The organism is Niastella vici, assembly GCF_002077945.1.
GTDB lineage: Bacteria > Bacteroidota > Bacteroidia > Chitinophagales > Chitinophagaceae > Niastella > Niastella vici.
In genome coordinates this window covers 175,106-200,548 of the sequence record NZ_LVYD01000050.1, presented here as the reverse complement: position 1 = coordinate 200,548, position 25,443 = coordinate 175,106, and the positions used below count along the sequence as shown (strand labels likewise).

Annotated in this window: 20 protein-coding genes; 11 read left to right on the top strand and 9 right to left on the bottom strand. The window is 44.9% G+C overall.

Annotated elements, in window-relative coordinates; genetic code table 11:
* Positions 1–188 precede the first annotated feature (188 nt).
* Both A3860_RS20365 and A3860_RS20360 read right to left on the bottom strand, forming a co-directional pair.
* On the bottom strand, positions 189–500 hold the full coding sequence (locus tag A3860_RS20365) for a hypothetical protein (protein ID WP_081149112.1): 312 nt from the start codon (positions 498–500) through the stop codon (positions 189–191).
* 146 nt (positions 501–646) lie between these two features.
* Entirely contained in the window at positions 647–2,209 is a 1,563-nt protein-coding gene (locus A3860_RS20360; RefSeq protein ID WP_081149111.1) for a DUF4339 domain-containing protein, read from the bottom strand.
* A gap of 396 nt (positions 2,210–2,605) precedes the next feature.
* Between A3860_RS20360 and A3860_RS20355 the strand changes: the two genes are divergently transcribed.
* The 6 genes from A3860_RS20355 to A3860_RS20330 all read left to right on the top strand — a co-directional run bounded on the left by A3860_RS20355 (position 2,606) and on the right by A3860_RS20330 (position 10,890).
* Positions 2,606–3,328 (top strand): sensor histidine kinase, encoded by a 723-nt coding sequence (locus A3860_RS20355; RefSeq protein WP_081149109.1) that lies wholly within the window; start codon positions 2,606–2,608, stop codon positions 3,326–3,328.
* A 168-nt stretch (positions 3,329–3,496) separates the two neighbouring features.
* Positions 3,497–6,136: a DNA gyrase subunit A gene (gyrA, locus tag A3860_RS20350; protein WP_081149107.1), complete on the top strand. Its 2,640-nt coding sequence runs from the start codon at positions 3,497–3,499 to the stop codon at positions 6,134–6,136.
* Positions 6,137–6,219: 83 nt separating this feature from the next.
* Positions 6,220–7,599, top strand: a complete 1,380-nt coding sequence (locus A3860_RS20345) for a hypothetical protein (protein ID WP_081149106.1) — start codon at positions 6,220–6,222, stop codon at positions 7,597–7,599.
* A 354-nt stretch (positions 7,600–7,953) separates the two neighbouring features.
* Positions 7,954–9,771, top strand: a complete 1,818-nt coding sequence (locus A3860_RS20340) for an NPCBM/NEW2 domain-containing protein (protein ID WP_081149104.1) — start codon at positions 7,954–7,956, stop codon at positions 9,769–9,771.
* Between the two features lie 72 nt (positions 9,772–9,843).
* Positions 9,844–10,494, top strand: coding sequence for a hypothetical protein (locus tag A3860_RS20335; protein ID WP_081149102.1), 651 nt, complete (start codon positions 9,844–9,846; stop codon positions 10,492–10,494).
* A 75-nt stretch (positions 10,495–10,569) separates the two neighbouring features.
* On the top strand, positions 10,570–10,890 hold the full coding sequence (locus A3860_RS20330) for a hypothetical protein (RefSeq protein ID WP_081149101.1): 321 nt from the start codon (positions 10,570–10,572) through the stop codon (positions 10,888–10,890).
* A gap of 944 nt (positions 10,891–11,834) precedes the next feature.
* On the opposite strand, the gene A3860_RS20325 is transcribed toward A3860_RS20330, so the two are convergent.
* Positions 11,835–12,416 carry a nitroreductase family protein gene (locus tag A3860_RS20325; RefSeq protein ID WP_081149099.1) on the bottom strand — a complete coding sequence of 194 codons (582 nt, stop codon included), beginning with the start codon at positions 12,414–12,416 and terminating at the stop codon, positions 11,835–11,837.
* A gap of 52 nt (positions 12,417–12,468) precedes the next feature.
* On the opposite strand from A3860_RS20325, the gene A3860_RS20320 reads away from it, so the two are divergent.
* Positions 12,469–13,797, top strand: a complete 1,329-nt coding sequence (locus A3860_RS20320; RefSeq protein ID WP_081149098.1) for a retropepsin-like aspartic protease family protein — start codon at positions 12,469–12,471, stop codon at positions 13,795–13,797.
* A gap of 77 nt (positions 13,798–13,874) precedes the next feature.
* On the opposite strand, the gene A3860_RS20315 is transcribed toward A3860_RS20320, so the two are convergent.
* Positions 13,875–16,412, bottom strand: a complete 2,538-nt coding sequence (locus A3860_RS20315) for an outer membrane beta-barrel family protein (protein ID WP_081149097.1) — start codon at positions 16,410–16,412, stop codon at positions 13,875–13,877.
* A 234-nt stretch (positions 16,413–16,646) separates the two neighbouring features.
* On the bottom strand, positions 16,647–18,482 hold the full coding sequence (locus A3860_RS20310) for an ABC transporter ATP-binding protein (RefSeq protein ID WP_081149095.1): 1,836 nt from the start codon (positions 18,480–18,482) through the stop codon (positions 16,647–16,649).
* Between the two features lie 420 nt (positions 18,483–18,902).
* On the opposite strand from A3860_RS20310, the gene A3860_RS20305 reads away from it, so the two are divergent.
* Positions 18,903–19,106 (top strand): hypothetical protein, encoded by a 204-nt coding sequence (locus A3860_RS20305; protein ID WP_081149094.1) that lies wholly within the window; start codon positions 18,903–18,905, stop codon positions 19,104–19,106.
* Positions 19,107–19,169: 63 nt separating this feature from the next.
* On the opposite strand, the gene glk is transcribed toward A3860_RS20305, so the two are convergent.
* Positions 19,170–20,210 carry a glucokinase gene (gene glk / locus A3860_RS20300; protein ID WP_081149092.1) on the bottom strand — a complete coding sequence of 347 codons (1,041 nt, stop codon included), beginning with the start codon at positions 20,208–20,210 and terminating at the stop codon, positions 19,170–19,172.
* Between the two features lie 275 nt (positions 20,211–20,485).
* Between glk and A3860_RS42210 the strand changes: the two genes are divergently transcribed.
* Positions 20,486–20,719 (top strand): hypothetical protein, encoded by a 234-nt coding sequence (locus A3860_RS42210; RefSeq protein ID WP_317043502.1) that lies wholly within the window; start codon positions 20,486–20,488, stop codon positions 20,717–20,719.
* Between the two features lie 460 nt (positions 20,720–21,179).
* On the opposite strand, the gene A3860_RS20290 is transcribed toward A3860_RS42210, so the two are convergent.
* Positions 21,180–22,088, bottom strand: coding sequence for an SAM hydrolase/SAM-dependent halogenase family protein (locus A3860_RS20290; protein ID WP_081149091.1), 909 nt, complete (start codon positions 22,086–22,088; stop codon positions 21,180–21,182).
* A gap of 76 nt (positions 22,089–22,164) precedes the next feature.
* On the opposite strand from A3860_RS20290, the gene A3860_RS20285 reads away from it, so the two are divergent.
* Positions 22,165–22,686 carry a hypothetical protein gene (locus A3860_RS20285; RefSeq protein WP_081149089.1) on the top strand — a complete coding sequence of 174 codons (522 nt, stop codon included), beginning with the start codon at positions 22,165–22,167 and terminating at the stop codon, positions 22,684–22,686.
* Positions 22,687–22,816: 130 nt separating this feature from the next.
* On the opposite strand, the gene A3860_RS20280 is transcribed toward A3860_RS20285, so the two are convergent.
* Entirely contained in the window at positions 22,817–23,533 is a 717-nt protein-coding gene (locus A3860_RS20280) for a YqjF family protein (RefSeq protein ID WP_081149088.1), read from the bottom strand.
* 68 nt (positions 23,534–23,601) lie between these two features.
* Complete coding sequence (locus A3860_RS20275; protein ID WP_081149085.1) at positions 23,602–23,979, bottom strand: VOC family protein; 378 nt, start codon at positions 23,977–23,979, stop codon at positions 23,602–23,604.
* Between the two features lie 58 nt (positions 23,980–24,037).
* On the opposite strand from A3860_RS20275, the gene A3860_RS20270 reads away from it, so the two are divergent.
* Positions 24,038–25,312, top strand: a complete 1,275-nt coding sequence (locus tag A3860_RS20270) for a glucuronyl esterase domain-containing protein (RefSeq protein WP_081149083.1) — start codon at positions 24,038–24,040, stop codon at positions 25,310–25,312.
* Positions 25,313–25,443: the final 131 nt, after the last annotated feature.

The following is a 25,443-nucleotide window of genomic DNA, read 5'->3' as shown; positions in this document are numbered from 1 at the left end:
TAAATCCCCCAAAATTTCAACCTGATCCGATGTTGCAGGCTTGCCGGCGCCGAACACCAGAATGTGTTTCATGGAAAACTAATATGAGTGTAAGTTACTGAGAATACGCCGTTAGTGTATAGAATAAAAAAAGCCCCCCGATAAATCGGGGAGCTCTTTGGTTTTGAACCGTCCCTTATTTAATATTTTTAATTCAGAATGATCGTTCCCATATCAAGGGTGCTGCCTTCTACTACTTCTACGAGCGTTCCGGCTGAATCGCTCAATTGATTCTTTTTTACCGTTACCTTCCATGAACCCGGTTTAACCGTAAAACGAAATTTACCATTGTTCATTACCATTGTTTTTAAGGAGTCACTACCATTCACTGCATATACCCAAATTGAATCCCGGGCTGAAAATATTTTACCGGTAATGTTTGTCTGGTGCATAGCACGTGAGGCATGAAGACCAATGACCACACCCACAACTCCAATCAGGGTGGCAACAGTTTTATCCATATAGCAAAGGTTTTTAACTCCCCGGTGAATCAATTTTTTAAAAGCTCTTTATTATTTAAAAAACTGTGCCAACTACTTTTAAGGTCTAAAAACTATGCCAGACGCAATAAATGTGGAAAAACGTATTACAACTGTAGAAACTTAACTTAGAAACCGGCTTGCGCCAATCCCAATGCTTTTGAGTTAATGCTGGTAATAGAATAATCAATGGCTATACCCCGATTGGTTGATGGTACGTCCAGCGTTCTTCGTTTACCGGGAGGAACGTTATTAAAGATGATGGTTTGTGTTTTTACGAGTTTCTTTTCGGGCCCAAAATATTTGATCTCTACAGCTACCTGGTCGAGCGGGTATAAACTTTTGTTCTGCAAAGTAATGTCGAGGTCAGAGATGCCACCAAATAAACCAGTCTTGAAGGCGCTGGCTTCTACATGAACCTGTTCATAGATGTTTTTGCGGGCTTTTTCCAGTACTTCCTGATTAATGGCTTTTTCCTCGGTTTTTATAACAGCAGGTGCTGCCTCTACCGGTTGCGGCGTGGTGTTGGCCACTGTAACCGAAATAGATCTTTGCTGGGGCTGCTGCTGAGGTGGAGGAACTATATTATTTTCTTTTTTAATAACCGCATGCTGCACTTTTTGGGTGGCTGGGTTATTATGAACGGGAGTGGTAACCGGTGGCTGTTCGGCAATGGCATTGTTTGCATTGTCATTTCTGCCGGGGGCTTCCTCCTGCGGTTCGTTATTCTTTTGTACCGTTTCGGTTGCTGCTCCGGTTGTACTGGCTTTTTCATTCTGCTGTTCCCTGATCTCTTTTACCAGGCTTTCCAGCGCCTTTGTATCGGGTTGGCGATGGCCGGCATTTATGACCAGGCCAATGACTACCCCACCCAGTATCAATACCGCAGCTACCAGTGCGCGGGTAAGATTTTTATTATCCTGCAGGTATTTTCCTGAACCAGCCAGCAGGGCTTTCAGATCAACCCCCTGGTTTTTCTTACGTGCGGGGGTACTCCAGCTTTCTTTTTCTTTAACGGCAGCAACAACCGGTTTTTCGGCTGGCTGTTTTATGGTAGAACCGGTAGAACCGGTAGAACTGCCGGATTTTTTATTTACATAAGCTGCTTTCCGGGATTCGTAATCCGACATATAGCTATTATTGATCTCATCATCTTCCTTCTTCCTGCTCTGGTATCCTTTCAGCATCCCGCTGTTCAGCTCATCGTCTTCTTCGGAAATGATATAGGAGCCGGCAGCTGCTTTCTTTTCAGTGTTTTTGGCACTGGCAGAATTGGCGTTCCAGTCGTTTTGCTGGGCTACCGGTTTAACGGTTTCTTCTTTTTTGGCCACCGGCGTGGTGGTATTGGCTACCGCTTTGCCACCCGGCATGGTTACATAAATATGTTTGGCGGCCTTTTGTTCGGCCTGTTTGTTGACGGGTTGGGTTTCCTGAACGGTTTGGGTTTGAACCGTGGCTGATGATTGTTCGGCTGCCTGTTCACCCGGTTTTTTATAGAAACGGTCATAGGGCTGCTCTTCCACCACTGGTGCAAAAGCTTTCAGCTCTTCAATTTCACTGGGATAACGCCAGGCCGCACTTCTACCTTCATGCCATACCAGGTCATATGGTTTCAAACCTTTTTCGGCCAGCTGTTGCGCTGTATACGGGCCTGTTTGCTTGTTATCGCGTAATAGTAGGTATGTGTTCATAACTATAAAAAAGCTGTAAAATTAATGCAAGCAGGTAGCTGTAGTAGCTACTTCATAAATAGAAAAATATTCAGCGGGTCGCGGGCTCAGATGGTTAAATGGGATTCTTATAGGATACCGGGAGAGTGAATTAAGCGTACCTGCAAGTTAATCCTTGGCAGTAATTGTACCAAATAGTCAAGTAGAAAAGTTATAAAAAGAGACGTTAAAAATGCGGGTAGTTTTCCACCATAACGTTCTCAGTACCTGTTTACCATAAGTAAATACCAGTAACACGGGTTAAAACCTTTCTGTAATCAGAACAGAACGGAGATATAACGATTGCTTATCAGGTGTGCAATTGCCATTTTTAACTTTTGTATACCTCTATAATCCGCAACTACCCTGAAACGCATAATGAAAGCTGATATATCTGTTAACGAAACCCTAAGAGAACTGGAACGGATCACCGAGGCCCAACGGCGCATCATTACTATCATTGCCCAGGATGTGAGAAACCCGCTGGCATCAATTGTAAGCCTGTTCCAGTTATATCAGCACAACGGCATCGACCCTGATCGTTTTAACAATTTTTTGCATGTAAGCAGTACCCAGCTGCACAGCACCATGGCCCTGCTCGAAAACCTGGTATTATGGGGAAATATACAATTGCAACCCCAACACCCCGACCCCGAACTGATCTGTTTGAAAGATGTAGTTGATGGTGTTTTTACCGAACTCACCGTACAGGCCAGTATGAAAGAGAACCGGTTAATTAATCAAACAAGCCAATTGGTAAAGCTGTGTATGGATGAAAATATTCTGCGCTTCATTTTAAGGAACCTGCTCACCAATGCCAATAAGTTCACTGAAAAAGGCCGCGTCACCGTTGATGGATTTAACTATGAAAAAAAGGTGATATTCCGCGTTACGGATACCGGTGTTGGAATGCCGGTGCGCATGTGCGAACGGCTTTTCCTGAGCAAGGAAAAATATAGCTGCCGGGGCACCCAAAACGAGTGGGGCAGCGGGCTTGGCTTAATACTCATCAAGGAGTTTGTAGAGCAGGCGAACGGCTCCATTACCGTTCAAAGTACCGAAGGGCAGGGGAGTAGCTTTATCATCGAACTCCCCCTTTGATCGTTTGCCATGTAACCAGGCCCTTTACCCTCTTTTTTTTAACATTTGTTGATAAAATTTAGGCTTAAAAAACCCCTTCAATTACCGGGTTTTCACGCTTAAATAGGGTAATTTCGCATCCCATCCAAAGGATCAATAAACGGATGTAAATCATTCTGTAAAACAAGTATGGAAGAAAACTTCACCCCACAGGAAACAAACGATCAGAATCGTATAATCCCTGTAAATATCGAAGAGCAAATGAAAACGGCTTACATCGATTATTCGATGTCGGTAATTGTAAGCCGTGCCTTGCCCGATGTTCGCGATGGCTTGAAACCAGTTCACCGGCGCATTTTGTACGCCATGAATGAACTGGGTTTGAATTATAACAGAGCGTATAAAAAATCGGCGCGTGTAGTAGGAGAGGTGTTGGGTAAGTATCACCCGCATGGCGACTCATCGGTGTACGACGCCATGGTGCGTATGGCACAGGAATGGAGCATGCGGTATACCCTTGTAGACGGCCAGGGTAACTATGGTAACCAGGATGGCGATGGCCCTGCGGCCATGCGTTATACAGAAGCCAGGCTCGACAGGCTGGCGGAATATATGTTGATGGATATCGATAAAGATACCGTTGACTTCCAGAACAACTTCGACGATTCAGAAACGGAGCCGTCTATTTTACCGGCCCGGGTTCCCAACCTGCTGGTGAATGGTTCAAGCGGTATTGCGGTTGGTATGGCTACCAACATGATGCCGCATAACCTCAGCGAAGTAATTGATGGCTGTATAGCCTATATCGATAACCGCGAGATCACTATCGATGAAATGATGCTGCATATTAAAGCGCCCGATTTCCCTACCGGTGGTATCATTTACGGTATGGAAGGCATACGGGCCGGTATGCATTTTGGCCGGGGCAGGGTAGTGCTGCGTGGTAAACTGACTATTGATACCAAACCCAGCGGTCGCGAAACCATCATTGTCACCGAAGTGCCTTACCAGGTAAACCGCGATGCATTGTGCGATAAGATCGGTCAGCTCGTAAATGAGAAAGTGATCGAAGGTATTGCGCATGTGAACAATGAATCGAATGCAAAGGAAGGCACCCGTATTGTCATCGACCTCAAACGCGATGCAATCGCCAACGTGGTGATCAACCAGCTGTATAAATTCACCGAACTTCAAACTTCATACGGTATAAACAACGTAGCCCTGTCGAAAGGCCGCCCCAAAACACTGAACGTAAAAGATATGATCAGTGAGTTTGTGGAGTTCAGGCATGAGGTGGTGGTTCGCCGTACCCAGTATGAATTACGTGAAGCCGAAAAGAAAGCTCACATTTTACAGGGTTACCTGATCGCGCTGGATCACCTCGATGAAGTGATCGCCATGATCAGGGCTTCTTCCACACCAGAAATTGCCCGCGAAAGCCTGATCAATGCCGGCTGGGGGCTCGATGAAATTCAGGCCCGCGCCATCCTCGAACTGCGTCTGCAACGGTTAACCGGCATGGAACGCGAAAAGATCAGGGAAGAATATGATGAGCTGATGCGCCTGATCGGGCACCTGCGTGAAATATTAGGAAATGAAGGCATGCGGTACGATATCATCAAAACCGAACTTACCGAAGTAAAAGATAAATTCGGGGATGTTCGTAAAACCGAGATCACTTACCTCGATAATGAAGTACGCATAAAAGACCTCATTAAGGAAGAAGATGTGGTGATCACCATTTCTCACCTCGGTTATATCAAACGTACATCTGCTACTGAGTACCGCGCCCAGCGCCGCGGTGGCCGGGGCGCCAAAGGCCAAAAAGCCCGTGAAGAAGATTTTATCGAACACCTGTTCGTGGCCTCTACGCACCATACCATGCTGTTCTTTACTGAAAAAGGACGCTGTTACTGGCTGAATGTTTATGAAATACCCGAAGGCGACAAAACTGCCAAAGGCCGCGCCATTCAAAACCTGATCCAACTACCACCCGACGATAAGGTTAGAGCAATCATTGACATAAAAGACTTCGAAGATGAAACCTTTGTAAAAGGACACAACATTGTGCTGTGTACTAAAAAAGGTATCATTAAGAAGACGGAGCTGGAAGATTTCAGCAACCCACGCAAAACCGGGGTGAACGCCATTACCATTGTGGAAGGGGATGAGTTGCTGGTAGCCAGGCTCACCAACGGCAATAGCGAGATCATGATGGCTGTGAAAAGCGGTCGCGCCATCCGGTTCCCCGAAGAAAAGGTACGGGCAACCGGCCGCGGCGCCATTGGGGTATCGGGAATTGACGTAGATGATGATAATGACGCAGTTATTGGCATGATATGTGTCAGCAAGGAAGATAACTCGCGTAGCGTATTGGTTGTGAGCGAAAAAGGTTACGGAAAAAGAACACAATTGGAAGAATATCCCATCACCAACCGGGGCGGAAAAGGAGTGAAAACCCTCAACGTTACCGACAAAACCGGTTCACTGGTTGGTATGCTCGATGTAGCCGAGAAAGAAGACCTGATGATCACCTGTAAAAGCGGTATGACCATCCGTATGCCGGCAGATGGCATCAGCGAGCTGGGCCGCAATACACAAGGTGTTAAATTAATTCGCCTTGATGACGGCGACGAAATTGCCGCCATCACCAAACTCGATGATAATGAGGATGAAGTGAATGAAGAAAATGGCGAAACAGAAGCCCAGGCAGATACAAATGCAGTAGCAGAGACAACCGATGGCAATGAGTTTGCATCTGATGAAAATACTGAGGCCTCCGGTGAAGGGGATGAGCCCGGAACGGAAGAGAGCCCGGAAAATGAATAAATAATTGAGTGCAAGAAGTACTAATAAGTTGTGAATTGCTTTCAAATTTTTAAGACATAGGCTAAAACAATAAATATTCTCAGATGAAAAAATTGTTTCTGACAGCATTGCTCGCTGTAATTGGGTTCTTGTCACAGGCCCAGAAACTTGAAAAGGCCAAAGACCTCTACGGCAAAAAAAAGCTCACCGATGCAAAAACGGAGATTGACAACGTTCTGGCCGTTGAAAAAAATAAAACCGTTGCTGACGCCTGGTATACAAAGGCAAAAATATATGGCGCCATTGCCGCTGATTCTTCCCTGAAATCATCGATACCCGATGCACGGGGCACAGCGCTGGAAGCCATGAAGACATACCTCGATCTGGAATCAAAAGAAAAAGATGCAGCAAAAAGGAACATTCAATTGACCCTCGATAACAATGCTCCCCTGATTGAGCTGTATACAGGGTATTCAAAAGATGCGGCTTCTTTTTATAATGCCAACAATTACAACGACGCCTTTGTGAATTTTAAAAATTCACTGGCTGTATTCGACCTGTTGTCATCAAAGGGTATTATTCCCATAAAACTGGATACCACAACTACCCTGTACGCTGGTATCTCAGCTGAAAAGGCGCAAAAGCCCGATGATGCAGCTGTTTATTATGGAAAGATCGCCGAAGCCAAAGCAAAAGGCGAGGGTTTTGTAGAAATCTATAAATGGCTGGCCGATTACTATCGCAGAAAAGACGATGCAACCAATGCAGCCAAATTCTCTGCGCTTGGTAAAGAGGTTTATCCCAACGATCCTTTCTGGACGGGTTTCGACCTCGACCTGGCCCGTGAAAAAGGCACTAAAGATGACCTGTTCAAAAAATACGAGCAGGTTATCAAAGAAAATCCTGATAATTACCTGTTCCTGTTCAACTATGGTGTTGAATTATACCAAACAGGGTATGATCCGGATGCCAGCAAACGCCCGGCCAACTCAAAAGACCTGATCGCTAAAGCGGTAGAAGTAATGAACAAGACCCTGGAAAAAAAGCCTGATTTTGCAAATGCCAACATGGTATTGGGCCAGATCTATTACAACCAGGGTGTTGAGATCAATAATGAGAACAAGAATATTCGTCCAAACGGTGCCGTTAAATTAACGCCCGACCAGTTAAAGAAAAAGGATGAGCTGCGTGCACAAACCGCTCAAAAGTTTGATCAGGCAGTGCCTTACTTAACTAAAGTCGATGAATTGCTCGATGTGCAGGGTAAGCTGAAAATGGAAGATAAAGACAACCTGAAGAATGCATTGGATCTGCTGATCATCATCAATGAAGAAAAAGTAAATGCACTGGAACAAAAGAAACGCCAGGCAGAAGCTAAAAAAGATGTAGCAGGTGTAAAAGCGATCGATGCAGATATCAAGAAAATACAGGAGAACGTAACGAAGTACACTGATAAGTACAATAATATCGATAGAAAGCACTAATAGGTATAAACGATTTTTGAAAAAGCCCCCGATAAACCGGGGGCTTTTTCTATTCTGAACGGAGCCGGAGAATTAATATAACCGTATATCAGCTGGGCGACGCGTTCATGTATGCAATGGTTGCATGAGGTGGATTTTAATTCTGTTTTAATAGAAACCTATTTATCAAATGATTGTTGGCCATTACCTTTACTTATGCGCTGAACAATCGTGCGCATGGGTTTAAGGGTTTAATTTTTCAATCAATTTGACGCAGCTTTTCCAGGCTGCGTTTTTTTTATCTTCGCATCGCTTATCTTTATTTTCTGCTACATGACAAGGATCACTCCTGTTAAAATCTTAATTCATCAATACATGAAGTCATTATTGGTAACGGTTGCCCTTATAGCTGTATCTCTTTCACAGGCACAAACGGGTAATAAAAAGGATTTTCATAACTGGGCGCCTACACCACCTATGGGCTGGAACAGTTGGGATTGTTTTGGCCCCACCGTAACAGAAGCAGAGGTAAAGGCAAATGCAGATTATATGGCCAGCCGGTTACAATCATCGGGCTGGAACTATGTGGTAGTAGACATCCGCTGGTATGTAGGCAATGATAAAGCACATGGCTACAATGAAAAAGATCCGGAATATAATATCGACAGTTTTGGCCGGTTCTTACCAGCGGTGAACCGGTTTCCATCAGCTGCAGGCGGCAAAGGGTTCAAGCCACTGGCCGATTACCTGCATAAAAAAGGCCTGAAATTCGGTATTCATATTATGCGGGGCGTACCGGTTATTGCGGTAAAAAGGAATCTACCTGTAAAAGGTACCAAACTCACTGCCGGCGATATTTATTCCCCGGCTAACCAGTGCCGCTGGCTGCATGATATGTACACCATTGTACCTGATAAAGCAGGGGCACAGGCGTATTACAATTCAATTTTTGAGCTGTATGCCTCATGGGGGCTCGATTTTGTAAAGGTCGACGACCTGTCGTCGCCCATTTATTTTTCAGGTGAAGTAGAAATGATCCGCAAGGCCATTGAAAGAACCGGCCGCCCCATCGTGTTGAGCACATCGCCCGGCGAAACGCCTGTTGATCATGCCGAACATGTGCAGCAACACGCTAATATGTGGCGCACAGTGGGTGATTTCTGGGACAGCTGGCGGCAATTGAAAGAACATTTTGAAGTGTTTGAACGGTGGAATAAATGGCGCGCATTTGGCGCATATCCCGATGGCGACATGCTGCCATTGGGCCGTATAGGTATTCGCGCCGAAAGAGGGGATCCAAGAATGACCAATTTCACCCGCGATGAACAATATACTTTGATGACGCTTTGGAGCATTTTTAAGTCGCCACTGATGTTTGGCGGGAATTTTCCCGATAACGATGCATTTACCGATTCACTTATTACCAATAAGAACATGTTGTATGTGCTGAATAAAAGCATCAACAACCGGCCGCTTTTCCGCAATGAAAAACAGGCAGCCTGGATAGCCGAAGACCCTGTAAATGGCGATAAATTCCTGGCTGTTTTCAATATCGAAGACCAGGAGGAGATGATCGAAAGCAAGGCTGTTTGGAAAAGCATGGAGATCAACCGGCAGCATCAATCAGAAATGATAAATGTGCCGGTGAATGGCAGCCGGAAGCTTTATCTGGCAGTTTCTTCTGTGGAAAATATTGATTGGGACCATGCCGACTGGATAGATCCGGTGCTGCATAAAGGCAACGACACCATTGCTTTAACCACACTCAAATGGACCAAAGCCACGTCGGGTTGGGGCAAAGCACGGATAAACAGATCCGTTTCAGGCGGCGATTTGACCGTGGAAGGCATAAAATATGCGGCCGGCCTCGGCGTACACGCCAATTCAGTGATCGAATATGAACTGCCTGAGGGTATTGACCGGTTTACCGCTATGGCCGGGCTCGATAAAGCCGGCGTCGACCAGAATGTAGGGGCAACAGTGCGTTTCCTTGTATTTACAGAACAGCCATCGGAGCCGGAACCACCAGCTTCGGCAAACATCGAGATCAATTTGAAGGAACTGGGCTTGCAAAACTGTAAAGTACAGGACCTGTGGACCGGAAAACAAGTAGGATCGTTCAGCGCTGCATTTTCTGTACGTATCAATAAACATGGCGCGGGATTGTACCGGCTTACAAGCGTGAAAAAATAGCTGGGTAGGGGTTTGAGCTTGCAAAAACAGCGGTTATGTAATATTTTCACGGCTATTCTAACAATTATGCCAATGCGACAACTGTTTTTTGCTTTGCTTATAACGATGGCCGTTAAAACGACCCATGCACAAATTTTTTATGTTATTGGTCCGGTTTTTATGTCGGGTTCAATTGGAGCGGCCATTATGCCGGAACACGGTTTTTTACCAGGCAAAGCGTTTAAGTTTTATCCCACTATAAACAAATACGACTTTACCGGACTAAAAATGCGGGTTGAATTATATGACGTGCGCGACAGTCTGAAGCTGACTGCAATACCTTGTTCACAAACTGAAATTAATAATAAGTCGGAGTTTACGGGACAAACCGGCACAGCGAAGGTCGGGGAGTATTTTCAGAATTTGTTTTCTCAATCGGGTATCGTGCTTGATTCAGCGGCCAGCGATACCTTAAAAGTTTATCTGGAGGCGCTGGATGCCCGGTTGATAGGCTTTGGTTCCATAACAGCGCATGGACTGTGTCAGATGCAGATGCGATACAAGAATATTTCAAAAACGTATTGTAACGATATAACTGATAAGGACCCACATTCGCCAATTGGCAAGAATGCGTTTGTTACCCGTAAAACGGCCACCCGTGTAATTGCTTCGGCAGGCATAAGGGAAGTGATTGAACAGTTTTTTGTTGATCTGAAAGCTGAGAGATCAGCCGCTGGAAATTAGCGGGGGATCAAAAAAGCTGGCAGAAAATTGTTATGCACCGGCGGGGATCAGGGTTCACTATCAAATTTTAATTGCATGCATTTATTCAAGGCAAATATCCTGCTCTATCTTTCCTTTAATCTTATTGGATATTTATTGATGTTTATCAGCATCATGGGCATCCCTGGAAATCCTGATGAGGAGAAACCGGGTACAAAATTCCTGACAAAACTGGGCGGCATCCTGCTGACAGTCGCCTGGAAGGGTATACCGGTTTTACTGTTTGCCTCCGTTGTTGCTTTTTATTTTAAATATCTTTTTGTGGGCAAATTATGCTCTATTATCAGCTTGTCGCTGGGGCTAGGCGTATTTCTAACGTTGATCGGAATTTACAGAACGCAATCGGGAAAAGGCTAATAGCCGGTTGTATGCCTGTTGCTGGCGGCCATCTTCAAGCCATCATAATCAGGTTTATAAAATACCCAAAAGCAGAAGCGGTGTCAGTTGGTGAAATTCGTGCGTAGGAAAGTCCTGGAAAGGGTGGTGAGTTTTTGTCACCTTGTTGGCGGCATCTGCCGGCAAAAATAAGATTCATATGAGCATGCAAAGAAGGGAAGCGAGCCGCCGGGAATTTCTGACGCTGGCGGAGAAATCACTAATCGGGAAACCAGGGCTTTCAAGGCTAGTTTTCTTCAAATACTCTATTTAACATAATATTAATTATGGTTTAGTTTCTATAACTTAACCGGAAGACTGTACAGGTATGTAAATCGTGTAAGAAATGGCTAATCAGCCGCTAATGCGTGAAAACATGATGCAGATCAAATAAACCGGATTTATAGAATTTTTAGCCGGCTATGGGGTAAATACTTATACTAAACTAAATACTTTATGCGTTCAATAAACGATCCGAGTCCTTGTAAAACTCATTAATATGCTTGGTTTAATTTCCCTGATTTTAATCCTGTTTATTCCAGTGATCTTCATCTGGCTGGGCTACCGCAGCAATAAAAATTTCAAAAATTTCCACTAAAGCTTTCCTGGCTCCGGATGGCAAATTCTACCACATTATTCTGAGCGCTAATTTTACCGGCCAGCCGTTCAAAACCGGCGCAAAAATTCCGCCAAAAACATCTCCAGCATTCAAAAAAACGCCCGGAAATTCATTCGCAGCGCCCTGCTTCAATCAATCCCAATTTTTTAAACGGCCCCGGCTAAAGCGGATTCTGGAAAATTTCGGCGGCCAGTCATTGAATTCGTTTGGCGCCACCGTGGCGCCTGTGCTGAAACTATGGCTGTACACGGTCTCCGTGAGCCAGCGGATCCAACGAGCAAACATTATCGCTACAAGCGGCGTCTTTTTAACCAATCCAGGTTACTTTTTCCTGCACCGGTTTTCGTTTACCCGAAACAGAGGGTACTTTCACATAACCCAGGTAAAAGAATCCCATCAGTATATCATCCGGTTCCAACCCAAATAATGGCTTGGCTTCTTCAATAAAAGTAATCCCGCCCGTGCTCCAGTAACCTCCCAGGCCTTCATAAGCCGAGATCGTGAGATAAATATTCTGAACCGCGCAGGCCACGGCCGCCACCTCTTCCATTTCGGGCAGCTGATCGGCATGCCGTTTACAACCAATGGCTATTACATGCGAACATTGCTGCGGCGTCACCAGCATTTGTTCATATTTATTTTGTTTGTATTTGGGCCCGGCAAAATTTTTATAGATCTCGGCCTGCTGTTCGGCCAGTTTTTGCAACCCGTTTCCTGTAAACACCGTAAACCGCCAGGGCTCTGTGAATTTATGGTTGGGCGCCCAGTTGGCGTTTTCCAAAGCCTGCCAAATGATTGCATCCGGAATAACTTTTCCTGGTTCAAATTGTTGCGTGAACACGCTCCGGCGTGTACGAATCAGTTCATTGATCAATTCACTTTTATTCATAGCGGGGCAAAGATAGTTAAGACAATTATAATCTTGTTGGATTCACCCGGTTATGGTAAAAGCCATCTTGGGGCTTACCACCCAGCCGCTTACCTTTGGGCTCATGAGAATATTCCTGCTTTTTGTTTGCTTTTTCATTGGTGTTGCCTTGCACGCAACCACCCCGAACAAACTCGATAGCTTATTGATTCACCGGCATTTTTTTGAGCTGCAACGCGTACTGAACAGCGATGCCTGTCGCGATCTGCCTGAATACCGCAGACTATACTACCAGGCCTTTTTACATAATTTTTTTCACGATCTCACCACCTCGAACCAGGAAATTGCATTGTTGCTTGATAAATATAAAAAGCAGCTTTCGCATAACGAAGTGGGTAATTTGCTGATGAAAAAAATTGATAACCATGGTAAATTGTACCAATATCGTGAGGCGCATTTGATTGCTCAGCTTCTGCTGCGCAAATACCACAATGTGTTGTCGGCCGAAGAACAGGAAGATGCCCGTAACTATGATATTATCTGGAAAGGACTGCAGGATGTTGAGCCGCAAACGGCCACTATTGTCAGTGAGACCGTGATTCCCTATCGCCGTGACCTGGCCGGACTGATCAATATTCCGGTTAGCTTTACCGATAGTACCTTCGATTTTGTTTTCGATACAGGCGCTAATTTATCGGTGGTAACGGAAACATACGCACGTAAAACCAGCCTGCGTTTGCTGAACGTACGCTTTAAAGTAACTGCCATCACCGGTTTGGAGGTGTACGCCAACCTGGGTATTGCCAGGGAATTAAAAATGGGTAATATTATTGTCAGGAATGCCGTATTCATGGTTTTCCCCGACAGCGCCCTTTCTTTTGCCCATGGTATGTACACCATTAATGGCATCATTGGTTTTCCTATTATTGAACAATTACAGGAAATACACATTAACAAAAAAACAATAACAGTGCCGCCTGTTGCCACTGACCGCAACATCCGCAATTTTGGGGTCGATGAATTGATACCTGTTATCTCCGTCGTTTACAATACCGATACCCTGGCATTTACTTTTGATACCGGTGCCCAGTCCACTTTTTTAAATGCTCCGTTTTACCGCCGTTACCGGTCGCTTATTGATTCGGCAGGCAAATCATTTGTGATGCAGGTTGGCGGCGCCGGCGGCATTTCCAAAATAAAAGCCTATAGCCTGCCGCAAATTCCCATTAGGGTTGCTGCACAACTCGCCTTATTAAATGATGTGGCAGTTAAAACAACCAGTTCAGAGACAAAAGATAAATTATACTACGGCAATCTGGGCCAGGATATTATGAATCAGTTTAAGGAAATGGTCATCAATTTCAAATATATGTATGTTGATTTTATACCCCCTGCCCCCTAAATGGGGTATAAAAAGACAATGGGCAATGAAATTTTTTCCATTGCCCATTGCCCATTGCCGGCTGCCGATTGCCGAATTTAATCCCTGTCCATATTTTCATTCTGGTTACCATTTCCGTTATTCCTTTTAAATAACTGGAAATCGGTCTTCCCAAATTTATAAGTGAACGTTGCCCTGAAGCTGCGCACATCCCAGCGGCGGTATGAATCCTGGTAAAAATTCTCTGTGTCGTTGATGGTACCGCGTTTCCTTGAGTTGAAAACGTCGTTGATATTAAAGGTGAATGTGGCTTTGTTTTTCAGGAACTCCTTGCGCAAACCGAAATCGATCCCATACATTTCCTTGCGTTTTCCCTGCGGAATAACTTCCGGCGATTCGTATCCGCCGGTTGCCTGAAAGCTCCATTTATTCAACAAACCCGATCTGGCAGCCACCCGGTAATTCAGGATCAGCTTGGCTTCCCAGTTAAAACCTTCATTGCTGAGGTCGGTATTGTTGATGTTTGATTTCACCTTTTTATATTGCAGATCAACTGTAGGCGTAATGTCAAATTGCTGCCCAACTTTTTGTTGTAAAGTAAGTTCAGACCCCCACCTGTTCTGGTATTGCGCATTTACGAACGTATTTAAAATAGCACTGGGATCAATGGCCGCGTTGTGCAATTGCTGGTATTGCGCCGTAGTAATGGTATCGCTGTAACGCGTTATATCGCCCTGGGTATTGCGGAAATAAATAACGCCTAAAAAGTTGCCTGAGTTATAGGTCTTATTATAATTGAATTCAAATGAATTGGTGAATTCGGGTCGTAATGCCGGATTACCCTGCCGGATATTCAGCGGATCATTGATATCAACAAAAGGATTCATTTGCCAGAAATCAGGGCGGCGAATGCGGCGGCTGTAGTTCAATTGAATTTCCTGTCCTTCCCCGATCGTTTTGCTCAGGAATAAACTGGGAAACAATCCGTCGAACAAATTTTTAAACTGTTGTGGTAACTTATAGCCAAATTTCCGGGCGCTGTCAACGAGCTCGCCATCAAATTTTGAATGTTCGGCCCGTAAACCAGCCTGGTACCCTATTCCCCATAATTTACCGGTATAGGTCGCATACGCTGCATTCACTATTTCGCGGTACTTGTAATTATTGCTGAGCGGCAATTTGATTTCGCTGGCATTGTTTATCGAAAAAGCATTGAATGTACTCGTATAGTCATTTATGTATGTACGTATGCCGGTTTCCAGTTTGCCATCTTCACCATGCGGGTCAACATAATCAACCTGAATGGTAACCTGGTCATTGCTGCCTGTGCCGGTATTATGCACCCGGCTGTCGGGCGAATAAACAGACCCATCGGGATATGCATAGGTATTAAGAATACTGGTATTGTCGTTATTGCTGCCGTGGTTGTAATTGACATCGGCACTGATCGATTTACCGGCTTCAACAAAATTATGTTTGAAGAGTAACTGTGTGCTGCTGCGTTCATTGGTCGACTTACCATCTGTTGTACGGAAACCATAATGTTCAGGCACATAGTTTATGTCATAATATTCCTGGTGCTGATCTTCATTGTTGGTGAAACGGCCACCGCCAAAATTTTGCGTCAGTGTAAACGTATTGCGGTTGTCTAAAAAGTAATCCATTCCAAATCTTATAGAATAGAATTGGCGTTTGCGATCGGTGAAGGCAAACTGGTTGAAGTAATTCTCGATATTGCCGTTTTCTTTATTTTGGCGATAAGTTTCCGATTTGGCCCGTCCGCCAGCGTGATTAAAATTCCCGTTCACAAAAAAATTGAATTTGCCCTGGCGAAGATTCAATGCGAGATTTCCATTGTATATGTCTGGGGAACCGCCGCCGGCCGAAACAAGACCGTTCAGGCCCAGTTTTTTATTTTTCTTCAACACCACATTGATAATACCGCCGGTGCTGGCTGCATCAAATTTTGCTGAGGGATTGGTGATGAGCTCAACGCGTTCGATATTATCGGCAGGAATTTGATCCAAAGTAAGTATAGTAGGGCGGCCATCTACAAAGATCTGGGGTGAGTTATTACGCAACAGCACATTCCCATCCACATCTACAGTAACAGAAGGAATATTGCGCATAACATCGATACCGGTTCCACCTGCAGAGGACAGGTTCTTTTCAACATCGAATGTTTTGCGGTCGATTCCCATTTGCAGCGCTGGTTTCTGGGCTACTACTGTTACCGAACCCAGGTATTGCGACTCGGCGGTTAATTTGATATTGCCGAGGTCTTTTTCAGCGGTTGCATTTCGGTTGGCTGATCTATCAAATGCTATAATAATTTCCTGTTTAGCATAACCTATGGCAGTAGCCACCAGTTTGAATGTATCGGTAGTGGAAATATTACTGATATCAAAATCGCCGTTGGGTTTGGTTAACATCCCACCGGCCAGTTGACCGTCTTTTTTCAGGAATAATTGTACAGAAGCGGCATCGATGCCTTTATTGTTTTTGGCATCCACTATTCTGCCGAACAGCTTTCCGGCGCCAGCCGAAGCAGAGTGATTGCGGGGAGTATTTTCGACCTGGGCCCATAAGGATATTGCAACAAGTTTTGTTAATAACAGTGCTAATACAGGTTTCATCACGCAGTAATAATTGTTTTTTATACACCGGTTTACAGGGAATTGCCTGCCGGTCGCGCTATAAGACGCGAAAAAGGGGAAACCCAGTTGCTTGCACTGAAATTTAATGTCAATTTAATGAGAAAGTCAATGGCGAGTAAAGAAGCAGTTACAAGTTACAGGTTGCAGGGAAAAGCAGTTTTATGTTGCAAAAGCCCTGAAACCTGAAACTTGTAACCTGCAACCGGTATCAACTTACAACTCCTCCGATTTCCATTCCAGCTGTAGTTTATTCAAACTTTTATATAATCCATCTTCCAGCGCCAGTAATTGCTGGTGAGTGCCACATTCTACAACATGGCCTTTATCGAGCACAATGATCTTGTCGGCATTGCGAATAGTCGATAACCGGTGGGCAATAACAAAGGAGGTGCGGTTCTTCATCAAATTCTCCAATGCTTCCTGTACCACTGATTCCGAAGCAGAATCCAGTGAACTGGTGGCTTCGTCGAGCACCAGAATAACCGGGTCTTTCAAAATGGCCCGCGCAATGGCAATCCGCTGGCGTTGTCCACCCGATAATTTAATGCCTCGCTCCCCTACTACCGTATCGTATCCTTCAGGAAAGCTCATGATAAAATCATGTGCATGGGCTTTAAGTGCAGCCTCTTCAATTTCGGTTTGTGTGGCGCCGGGTTTACCATAGGCAATATTTTCCCTGATGGTTCCACCAAACAAGATCACATCCTGCGGAACCAGCGCCATTTGTTTGCGCAGCTGCGTTAATGGAATAGCATCGGCTGGTCTGCCATCAAATAACAATTTGCCTTCGTCGGGGTGATAAAAGCGTAACAACAAAGCGGCAATGGTTGATTTGCCGGCGCCACTGGGACCTACAATAGCAATTTGCTCACCGGGCGCTGCGGTAATGGTAACGTCCTTTAATATATGTAATTCCTTGCGCGATGGATAGCTGAATGCCACATGTTCAAATGTAACGGCGCCCTGTAATTTATTTTTTTCAAGCACCGGTTCATCCGTATCTGTAACGGGTTCTATAGGATCGCGCAATATTTCACGTACACGCTGGGTGGCGCCCAGTGTTTTTTGAAACTGGCTGAATAGGTCGGCAAAGCCGGCCATGCTGCCACCAACAAATGCAGTGTATACAACAAATGCGGTGAGGCCACCAAACGAAAGCGTGCCAGCCTGTACAAGGGTAGTACCATACCAAACCACGAGAATGATGGTGCCAAAAATGCTCAGTAATATAAAAGAAACAAACAAACCGCGAAAGCGGCCATTGTTTACCGCCAGTTTTACCGCCTGTTGCAAGCTGCGCGTATACCGGCCAATTTCATACCACTCATTGGTAAACGATTTTACATTGCTGATGCCCTGCAGGGTTTCCTGCACAATGGTATTGGAATCGGCCAGCTGGTCCTGTGTATTGCGCGACAGTTTCCTGATCCTTTTACCGAATATAACACCCATGACAACGATCACCGGCACCACCGAAAGCATAAGGGTAGCCAGCGACTTTGACAGTACAAATATTAATATCATCCCAATGATCAGGGTCAGTATACCACGCAAAAGTTCTGCCAGCATACCGGTAACGGCTTCCTGTATCTGCGAAAGATCGGCGCTGATGCGGCTCGATAACTCCCCTACCCGCCGTTGCGCAAAGAAATTCATCGGCATCATGATCATTTTCTGGAATACATTTTTGCGCATATCGGCCAGCGCATGTTCCCCAACGTAGGAGAACAGGTAAACGCGGAAAAATGAAAAGATCATCTGCAGGGTTAATATCCCCAGCATCCATAAAGCAATGGTGCCGGGCGCAATAGCATGCTGCCCCTGGCTTAACGAATGCGCACTATCAATGAGTTTTTTTAAGAAATAAGGAAAGGCCATCGTTGTGCCACTGGAAAGCGCGATAAACAATAACCCGGTTATAAATGACCAGCGATAGGGTTTCAGGTAACTGAAAATCAATAAGGCTTCTTTCAGATTTTCTTTGGTGAGCTTTGCTTTGGGCATATCCGGTTTACGGGTACCGTTATCCTGTCTGTTGCCACGAGCCATATAAAGCGTTTATCTGTTTAATGTTAAAATCAATGTTGTATGCTAATGATCAGGTTGTTCATGAAACCTGCATTGTCTACTATATAAATATGCTTTTGTTAAGTGCCTTGTACGGGTAATAAGGTATTTTCAGGTAGACGAATGGGCGGTAATAATATTGTAAAGTGAAATATATCTTTTGGATTATCAATATATAATAAGGCTTTATTGAAGAAGAGATGGGAATTGGTTAACAAAATACAGATAGGTTATTTTTTCTATTTTTTAAATGATGAATATTATTTTGGCATGATTCTTATTAATATATTGATATCCTAACAATTCTAAACTACGATTGCTGAAAACCTGATTTAGTAGACCTACCCGCCCCCCGACGTAGTTGTTTTAATTACATTTTTTACATATTAAAAACTCAAAGTTATGAAAAGAAGCTTTTTAGCGGCAGGCATTGGTCTTTGCATTTTCGCAGCAACAATGGTAATTTCAAACCATCCGGTTCGTGCTGAGGAGTATAATGGAAATTACATGCAACAGGATACTACTCCAAAGAAAAAGAAAGATACCACTAAGAAAGATACCATGCATATCAACATGCAGCTGTCTTCTGAATCACAACAAAAGTAAACTTATAAGAGAAACCCGGTCATGCATAACCGGGTTTCTCTTTTTTATGATCTTCTACTGCTTTTACATTAAGTAAGCGCCGTAATAAGCGGCTCCTATTAAGCCGGTCTTATCGTTTTTGATGATCCTGATCGGTATATTCTCCAGCAAATGTTGCATCCGGTCACAATCCATGTAATGTTCCATAAATTGTTTTTGTAACAGCAAAGGTGCAATTTTGGGTGGAATACCGCCGCCCAAAAACAAACCGCCGGTGGCTTTCATTTTTAGCACCAGGTTACTTGATTCACGCGCCAGATACCGTACAAAGAGCTCCATAGTTTCAACACAAATGGCGGCTTTTTGTTCTATGGCCGCACCACTGATCACCGCTGTATCCACTTTTTCTTTTGCCAATTCTTCTTTTAACCAGGCTGGTTCTTCCATCTTTTTTACATCGCGTAAGAACCGGTAAATATCTACAATGGCAGGGCCGGCCACTACTTTTTCCCAGCTTACTACACCATACTTCTGTTGCAGAAATTTCAGCAGGGCAAAATCAGTATCATTGCGCGGTGCAAAATCTGCATGCCCTCCTTCTGTAGGAAAAGGAAAATGATTTTCCCCATTCCAGTAAATGCCGGCCTGGCCTAAACCGGTTCCGGGCGCATTGATGGCCATATTACCCGTACTGTTTTCGTTACCGGCGTGAATGGTGATGAAGTCGTCTTCTGTTAAACCCGCCAGTCCATAGGCCATTGATTCCAGGTCGTTCAATAAGAATACCGCCTCAACGCCCATGGCGCCTTTCACTTCTTTTATATCTATATCCCAGCTCAGGTTGGTAAGGTCTACCCTGCCATTGAGTACGGGACCCGCCACGCCCAAACAGATCCTGTCGGGGGTGGAACAATTATTTTCTGATAAGAATTTTTGCAGAATGGCAACGCAGGAGGTATAATCGGCCGAGGGGTATCTGCCGGTCTTCAAAATATTCAAACCGGTTTCCGTAGCCTGATAAAATGCGAGGTTGGTCTTTGTGCCGCCAATATCACCTGCCAGCACCGTAATACCTTTTTCTCCTGGGTTCGAACGCCGGGGGATATGCAGATTTTTAATTGTCATAGCGAACGTCTTGTTTTGATGCGTGGTTAATTCCTTTCTGAATGCAATAATAAGTTGTAAAACTAATGATCTAGCTCCTATCTTAGAATATTAATCACACAAAGACCACGGAACTATTATACTATGAAACATTTGCTGTTTGCAGTGATCGTTGCCACTCACACTGGGGCGGCGGTTTATTTATAAATGCCTACGACCAGGCCCGTTTTGGCTACCTCACCTTGCGCAATGGAAAGTGGAATAATAAACAACTTATTTCGGAACGCTGGCTGCAAATGGCCAGAACCCCTACTCCGGTTCAGCCCACTTATGGGTTCATGAATTTTTACCTGAATACCGATAAGAAGCTATATCCCCATGCGCCCGCCACTGCTTTTGCCCATATTGGCGCCGGTAGTAATATTGTTTATGTTGATCCCGAAAATGACCTCATCATTGTCGCCCGCTGGATCGAAGGCAATGCCATGGATGGAATGATTGAAAGGGTGTTGAAAGCTGGGCTGAGATAAATAGGATATTGATTGGGATCTTGGGAATGTTGGGATAAGGGATGGTCGGCTAGTTTTTAATTAGCGCCTTCCTGGCAATAGTCCATTATCAACGTTTTTAATTTAAGCAAACCCATATTTAGGACTAAGCAATTTACAGTTGCAGTCATTCAATGCAAGAATTTATTTATCAGCTATTTTTTAATTCTTTCTGAAATTAAATTAGAAGTAGTGGCGCTATCAATTCCATTGATAACCAGGATTTCTTTACCTGGCTATCAATGGAATGATTTCAAAGCCAAAATTTCCAATAAATCATGGCAGATCGTATTAATTTAAAAAGTAGGTGAGTGCTGTATTTTATTGTAAATCAATAAATGGATGCTTGATTTGTGTTTCGGTCTCCTGGCTGCAAAACCGCTTCCTTCCCCCTTTCCCTACTCGCCTGGTTATCCACTAATTAGGGAAAAATGTGTAAAAATTAATTTGGTTTTTTCTTACGAACTACAATATTCCACTCCGGTCCGCTGTTTATATGAAAAGAATCGGCCATATTCCCCATATTAATGGCCAGGGAAAAGTTCATTAGGCTGTTCATATAGGCCAGTGTTTTCCCTTCGGGCACCTCGCCGAACGTATGTACAAATTCAATATCCTGGTTAAGAACCGGGACGCCATTTCTATTGATATTTACCTCCACTTTTTCTTTAGGTTCCACGTGTAACACTTTGAAAATCGAATCGTTAATGTTTGTCCAGATATTACCATATTGGATGTCCAAAATGGGTATGTTACCCATGATCGAATCACCCTGATACACAGGTTTTTGGAACGGAATGGTGACTACGGCAGCCGGTAATTCCCGGCCAACCTGTTCAAAGGGGAGAACCCCGGCCGCCAGCCTTGCCCCGGTATAAGCATATACATCCCGGCCATGAAAAGTGTAGGAAGCCTGGGAGTTTTTCCTTCTATTTAATTCTTCGTTGATCTCGCGTACCGATTCAATGCCAAGCGATTGAGATATTAATGTAAGCGTTCCATTATCGGGCGTAACAAAGTAATGGCCCGATTTGGTTTTCAACACCACCGATTTGCGGCTGGTGCCAACCCCGGGATCAACCACCGAAACAAAAACAGTCCCGGCCGGCCAAAAAGGTGCCGTTTGCTGTAACCGGTAAGCGGCTTCCCAGATATTGTAGGCCGGGATCTCGTGGGTAAGGTCGTACAGCTTCAGGTCGGGGTCAACGCCCATGGCCACCCCCTTCATGGCGCTTACTGCGCCGTCCTTTACACCGAAATCGGTTTGAAACACCACAATGCCCTTTTTATGGTTGCAGGCGGTGATTGAAAAAATTAGAAAAACGATCAATAGGTAACCTGACTTTTTCATCTGATAGTATTTATTGTTTTGGCAATCTGTCTGATTAGCTGTTTGAATTTTAAAATTGGCTAATTTTCAAATTTATATGGATTTATTAAAAGCTATCGAAAAGGAGCATTCGAAAACCCAATGTGAAAAGATTGTGCGGTATGTGGGCGACGATAAAGAACGGTTTGGAAAACTGATGCAGTTATTTCTAAAAGGCGAGTACCGGGTAACCCAACGGGCAGGCTGGCCCCTGAGCATTTGCGTGGAAAACCACCCCGAACTGATAGGCCCCTATTATAAACAGATCCTGCCCCTGCTGAAAAAGCCCGGGGTGCACAACGCGGTGGTGCGGAACATTGTACGGTTACTACAGTATGTCGACATTCCCGAACGCTATCATGGGGAAGTAATGAATACCTGTTTCGAGTTCGTGGCCGGCAACGAGATCCTTCCAGCCATCAAGGCGTTCTCCCTGACCATTCTCGAAAATCTGTGCGCCCAATACCCCGATATCAAGCCCGAATTAAAGCTTATCATTGAAGAACGGTGGCCGTATGAGGGGCCTGCGTTTAGAAGCCGGGCGAAGAAGATCTTAAAGAAATACCCCCCGGCCCCCTGAAGGAGGTGAACCTGTTACAGGTTACAAGTTTCAGGGAAAAGCAGTTTCTTTATTACCCTTTACTCTGCAACCTGGAACCTGAAGCGGCTGGTAGCAACCATAAAGTTTGTCTCACCACTGGCCACTCTCCTCAAATTGTCTTCTTCCCATACACATTGATCGCCGATCCTTCGGCCAGAAAAACCGATAACGGGGTCTGGCTTTTCAATCCGGAAAATGCGGCACCATACAATTGCTCAAATTGGCAATCAATGGTATATTGCTCAACCGGGTACACCTGCCAGCTGGGATGTTCTACCTGGTATTCACCACTTTTTGTATCGTTAATTTGAGTATATCCCCAAAAATGCTCGGTAATGAATTCGGCTTCGCTGCCGGGTTGCAGCGGGTATTTGTTCAGGCCGGTTTGCACTTCCAGTTTGTTCCACTGATTGTTGAACTTCCAGTGATAGCCAACGTGCTGTTGTTCGGCAGTTGTATTCACAAAGTTTTTCATGGGCAGGGTAACATATCGTTCTTTAAACAGCGTGTTGGCGATAAACGTGATGGCTGGTTTGGGAACGATCTCCTTTATGAATACCACGCCTCTTTTATACTGCCCATTTTCTTTATGCCGCACATAAAAACGCAGGTTTACTTCAGGAAAGCTGGTATGAAACGGATAACGGATGCCCATTACCCGGGTATCATGAAACAAAAAGCCAACCAGGCTTACATAGGTGCGGTTGTTCCAGGTATCGAGTTCGGTTTTGGCGGGTAAAAACGGGTTCAGCGTTTTCGGGTCTACGGCATAATTGGCCATAATTAACCGAAGCCATTGCGCAGTGAGGAATTTCTTTTGTTTCATGTGCAGATCATTAGTTCCCGGCTTCTATGCCCACCGGCGGAGAAGTCGGCCATCAACAAAATTATTATCTATTCCGGATTTTGATACAACCCGATAATATTCCCGGCCGGGTCACTGAAGCGGGCCGTGATCTCCGGCGCATCCATCCCAACCGGTTGCACAATAGTGCCACCATTTGCTATCACCGCTTCAATGGTTTTTTCCATATTGTCTACCATAATATAAACCAGCAAACCAACCGAGGTGGCCGGCTTGCGGCCGGTTACCCAGGCGCCGCTCACCTCGCCTACCCCATCATCAAAAGCAGTAACGCCATCACCCCGCTTACGGATGTTCCAGCCAAATACGGCTTTGTAGAAAGCAGCTGAAACTTCCTCATCGTGGGCGGCCATTTCAATATAACAGATCTTGCCATTGCCAATGGTAGGTTGTTTACCGGTTGTCATGATGAATGGTTTTAGGTGAATGATTTTATTGTAATTTACCCAATAATCGGCTTGTCTTATGAAAATAGCTTTTCCTTATTGCTTACTACTGTTATGTTGCTTCGCTGGTTTCAAAAGCCAGGCGCAAACCTTTCCATCGAATAACGATGAATCAAAAGTGGCGGCGTATACTTTGCCCGATGTGCTGAAAATGCCCAATGGAAAACAATGCGCCAACAGCAGGGAATGGATGCAGGTTCAACGGCCCTATATTTTTCATTTATATGAAGAGAACCAGTTTGGCCGGTTCCCCTCAAAAAAAATAAACATTCGCTACCGCCTTCTCGAAACAGATAAGAATGCATTGGGCGGAACCGCTACGCGCAAGCAGGTTCGCATTTTTTTGCACCCGGCCGATTCATCCGTTTATACTGATCTGTTATTATATATCCCTAACCAGGTTAAAGGACCGGTACCGGTATTCCTGGGGTATAATTTCAGCGGCAATCATACTGTTTCAACTGATAATAATATTATTCTGGGGAATCGCTGGGTCCCTTCCAGGGCAAGAGGCGCTGTCAACAACCGCGCAACGGAAGCTTCCCGCGGCGCTGATACCGCCAGCTGGCAGGTAAGCACTATTCTGGTAAAAGGCTTTGCCATTGCTACTGCTTATTACGGCGACCTGGAACCTGATACCGCAGCCGGCTTTATGATGGGTATCCGTTCTTCTTTAAAAGATGTATTGAATATTCAGCCCAATGAGTGGTGCGCCATGGGCGCATGGGCCTGGGGGTTAAGCCTCATGGTCGATTACCTGCAGCAGGATAATAGCATCGATGCCCATAAAATTGCACTGTTAGGCCATTCCCGTCTCGGTAAAGCCGCCTTATGGGCCGGCGCTGCTGATCCGCGTTTTGCCCTCATCGTTTCAAACGAATCGGGCGAAGGGGGCGCTGCCATTTCGCGCAGATGGTATGGTGAAACGCTACAGATCATCAATGCCCATTTCCCGCACTGGTTTGCCGCCAAATACAAAACCTATGGCGATAATGTGAATGCGTTGCCGGTTGACGCACATATGTTACTTTCTTTAATGGCGCCGCGACCACTATATGTTGCCAGTGCAGTGGAAGATACCTGGAGTGACCCCAAAGGTGAATTCCTGAGTGCCAAAGAAGCCAGCAAAGTGTATGCGTTGTTTGGTAAGAAAGGTATTGATGCTGATAGTATGCCGGCATTGCAACAACAGGTTGGCGGTACCGTTCGTTACCACATCAGGGCGGGTAAACATGCGGTCACTTTATACGATTGGGAGCAGTATTTGCAGTTTGCTTCGGAGCAGTTCAGATAAGAAGTTATCAATTTCCGGTTACAATCAGTTACCGGTTACCAGTTACCGGTTACCAGGACTTGAATTTCGAGTCCTCAGCAAGTAGTTCGGCTCTTCAAATTTTTTGCCCGGTAACCGGGACCCGGGTCCCG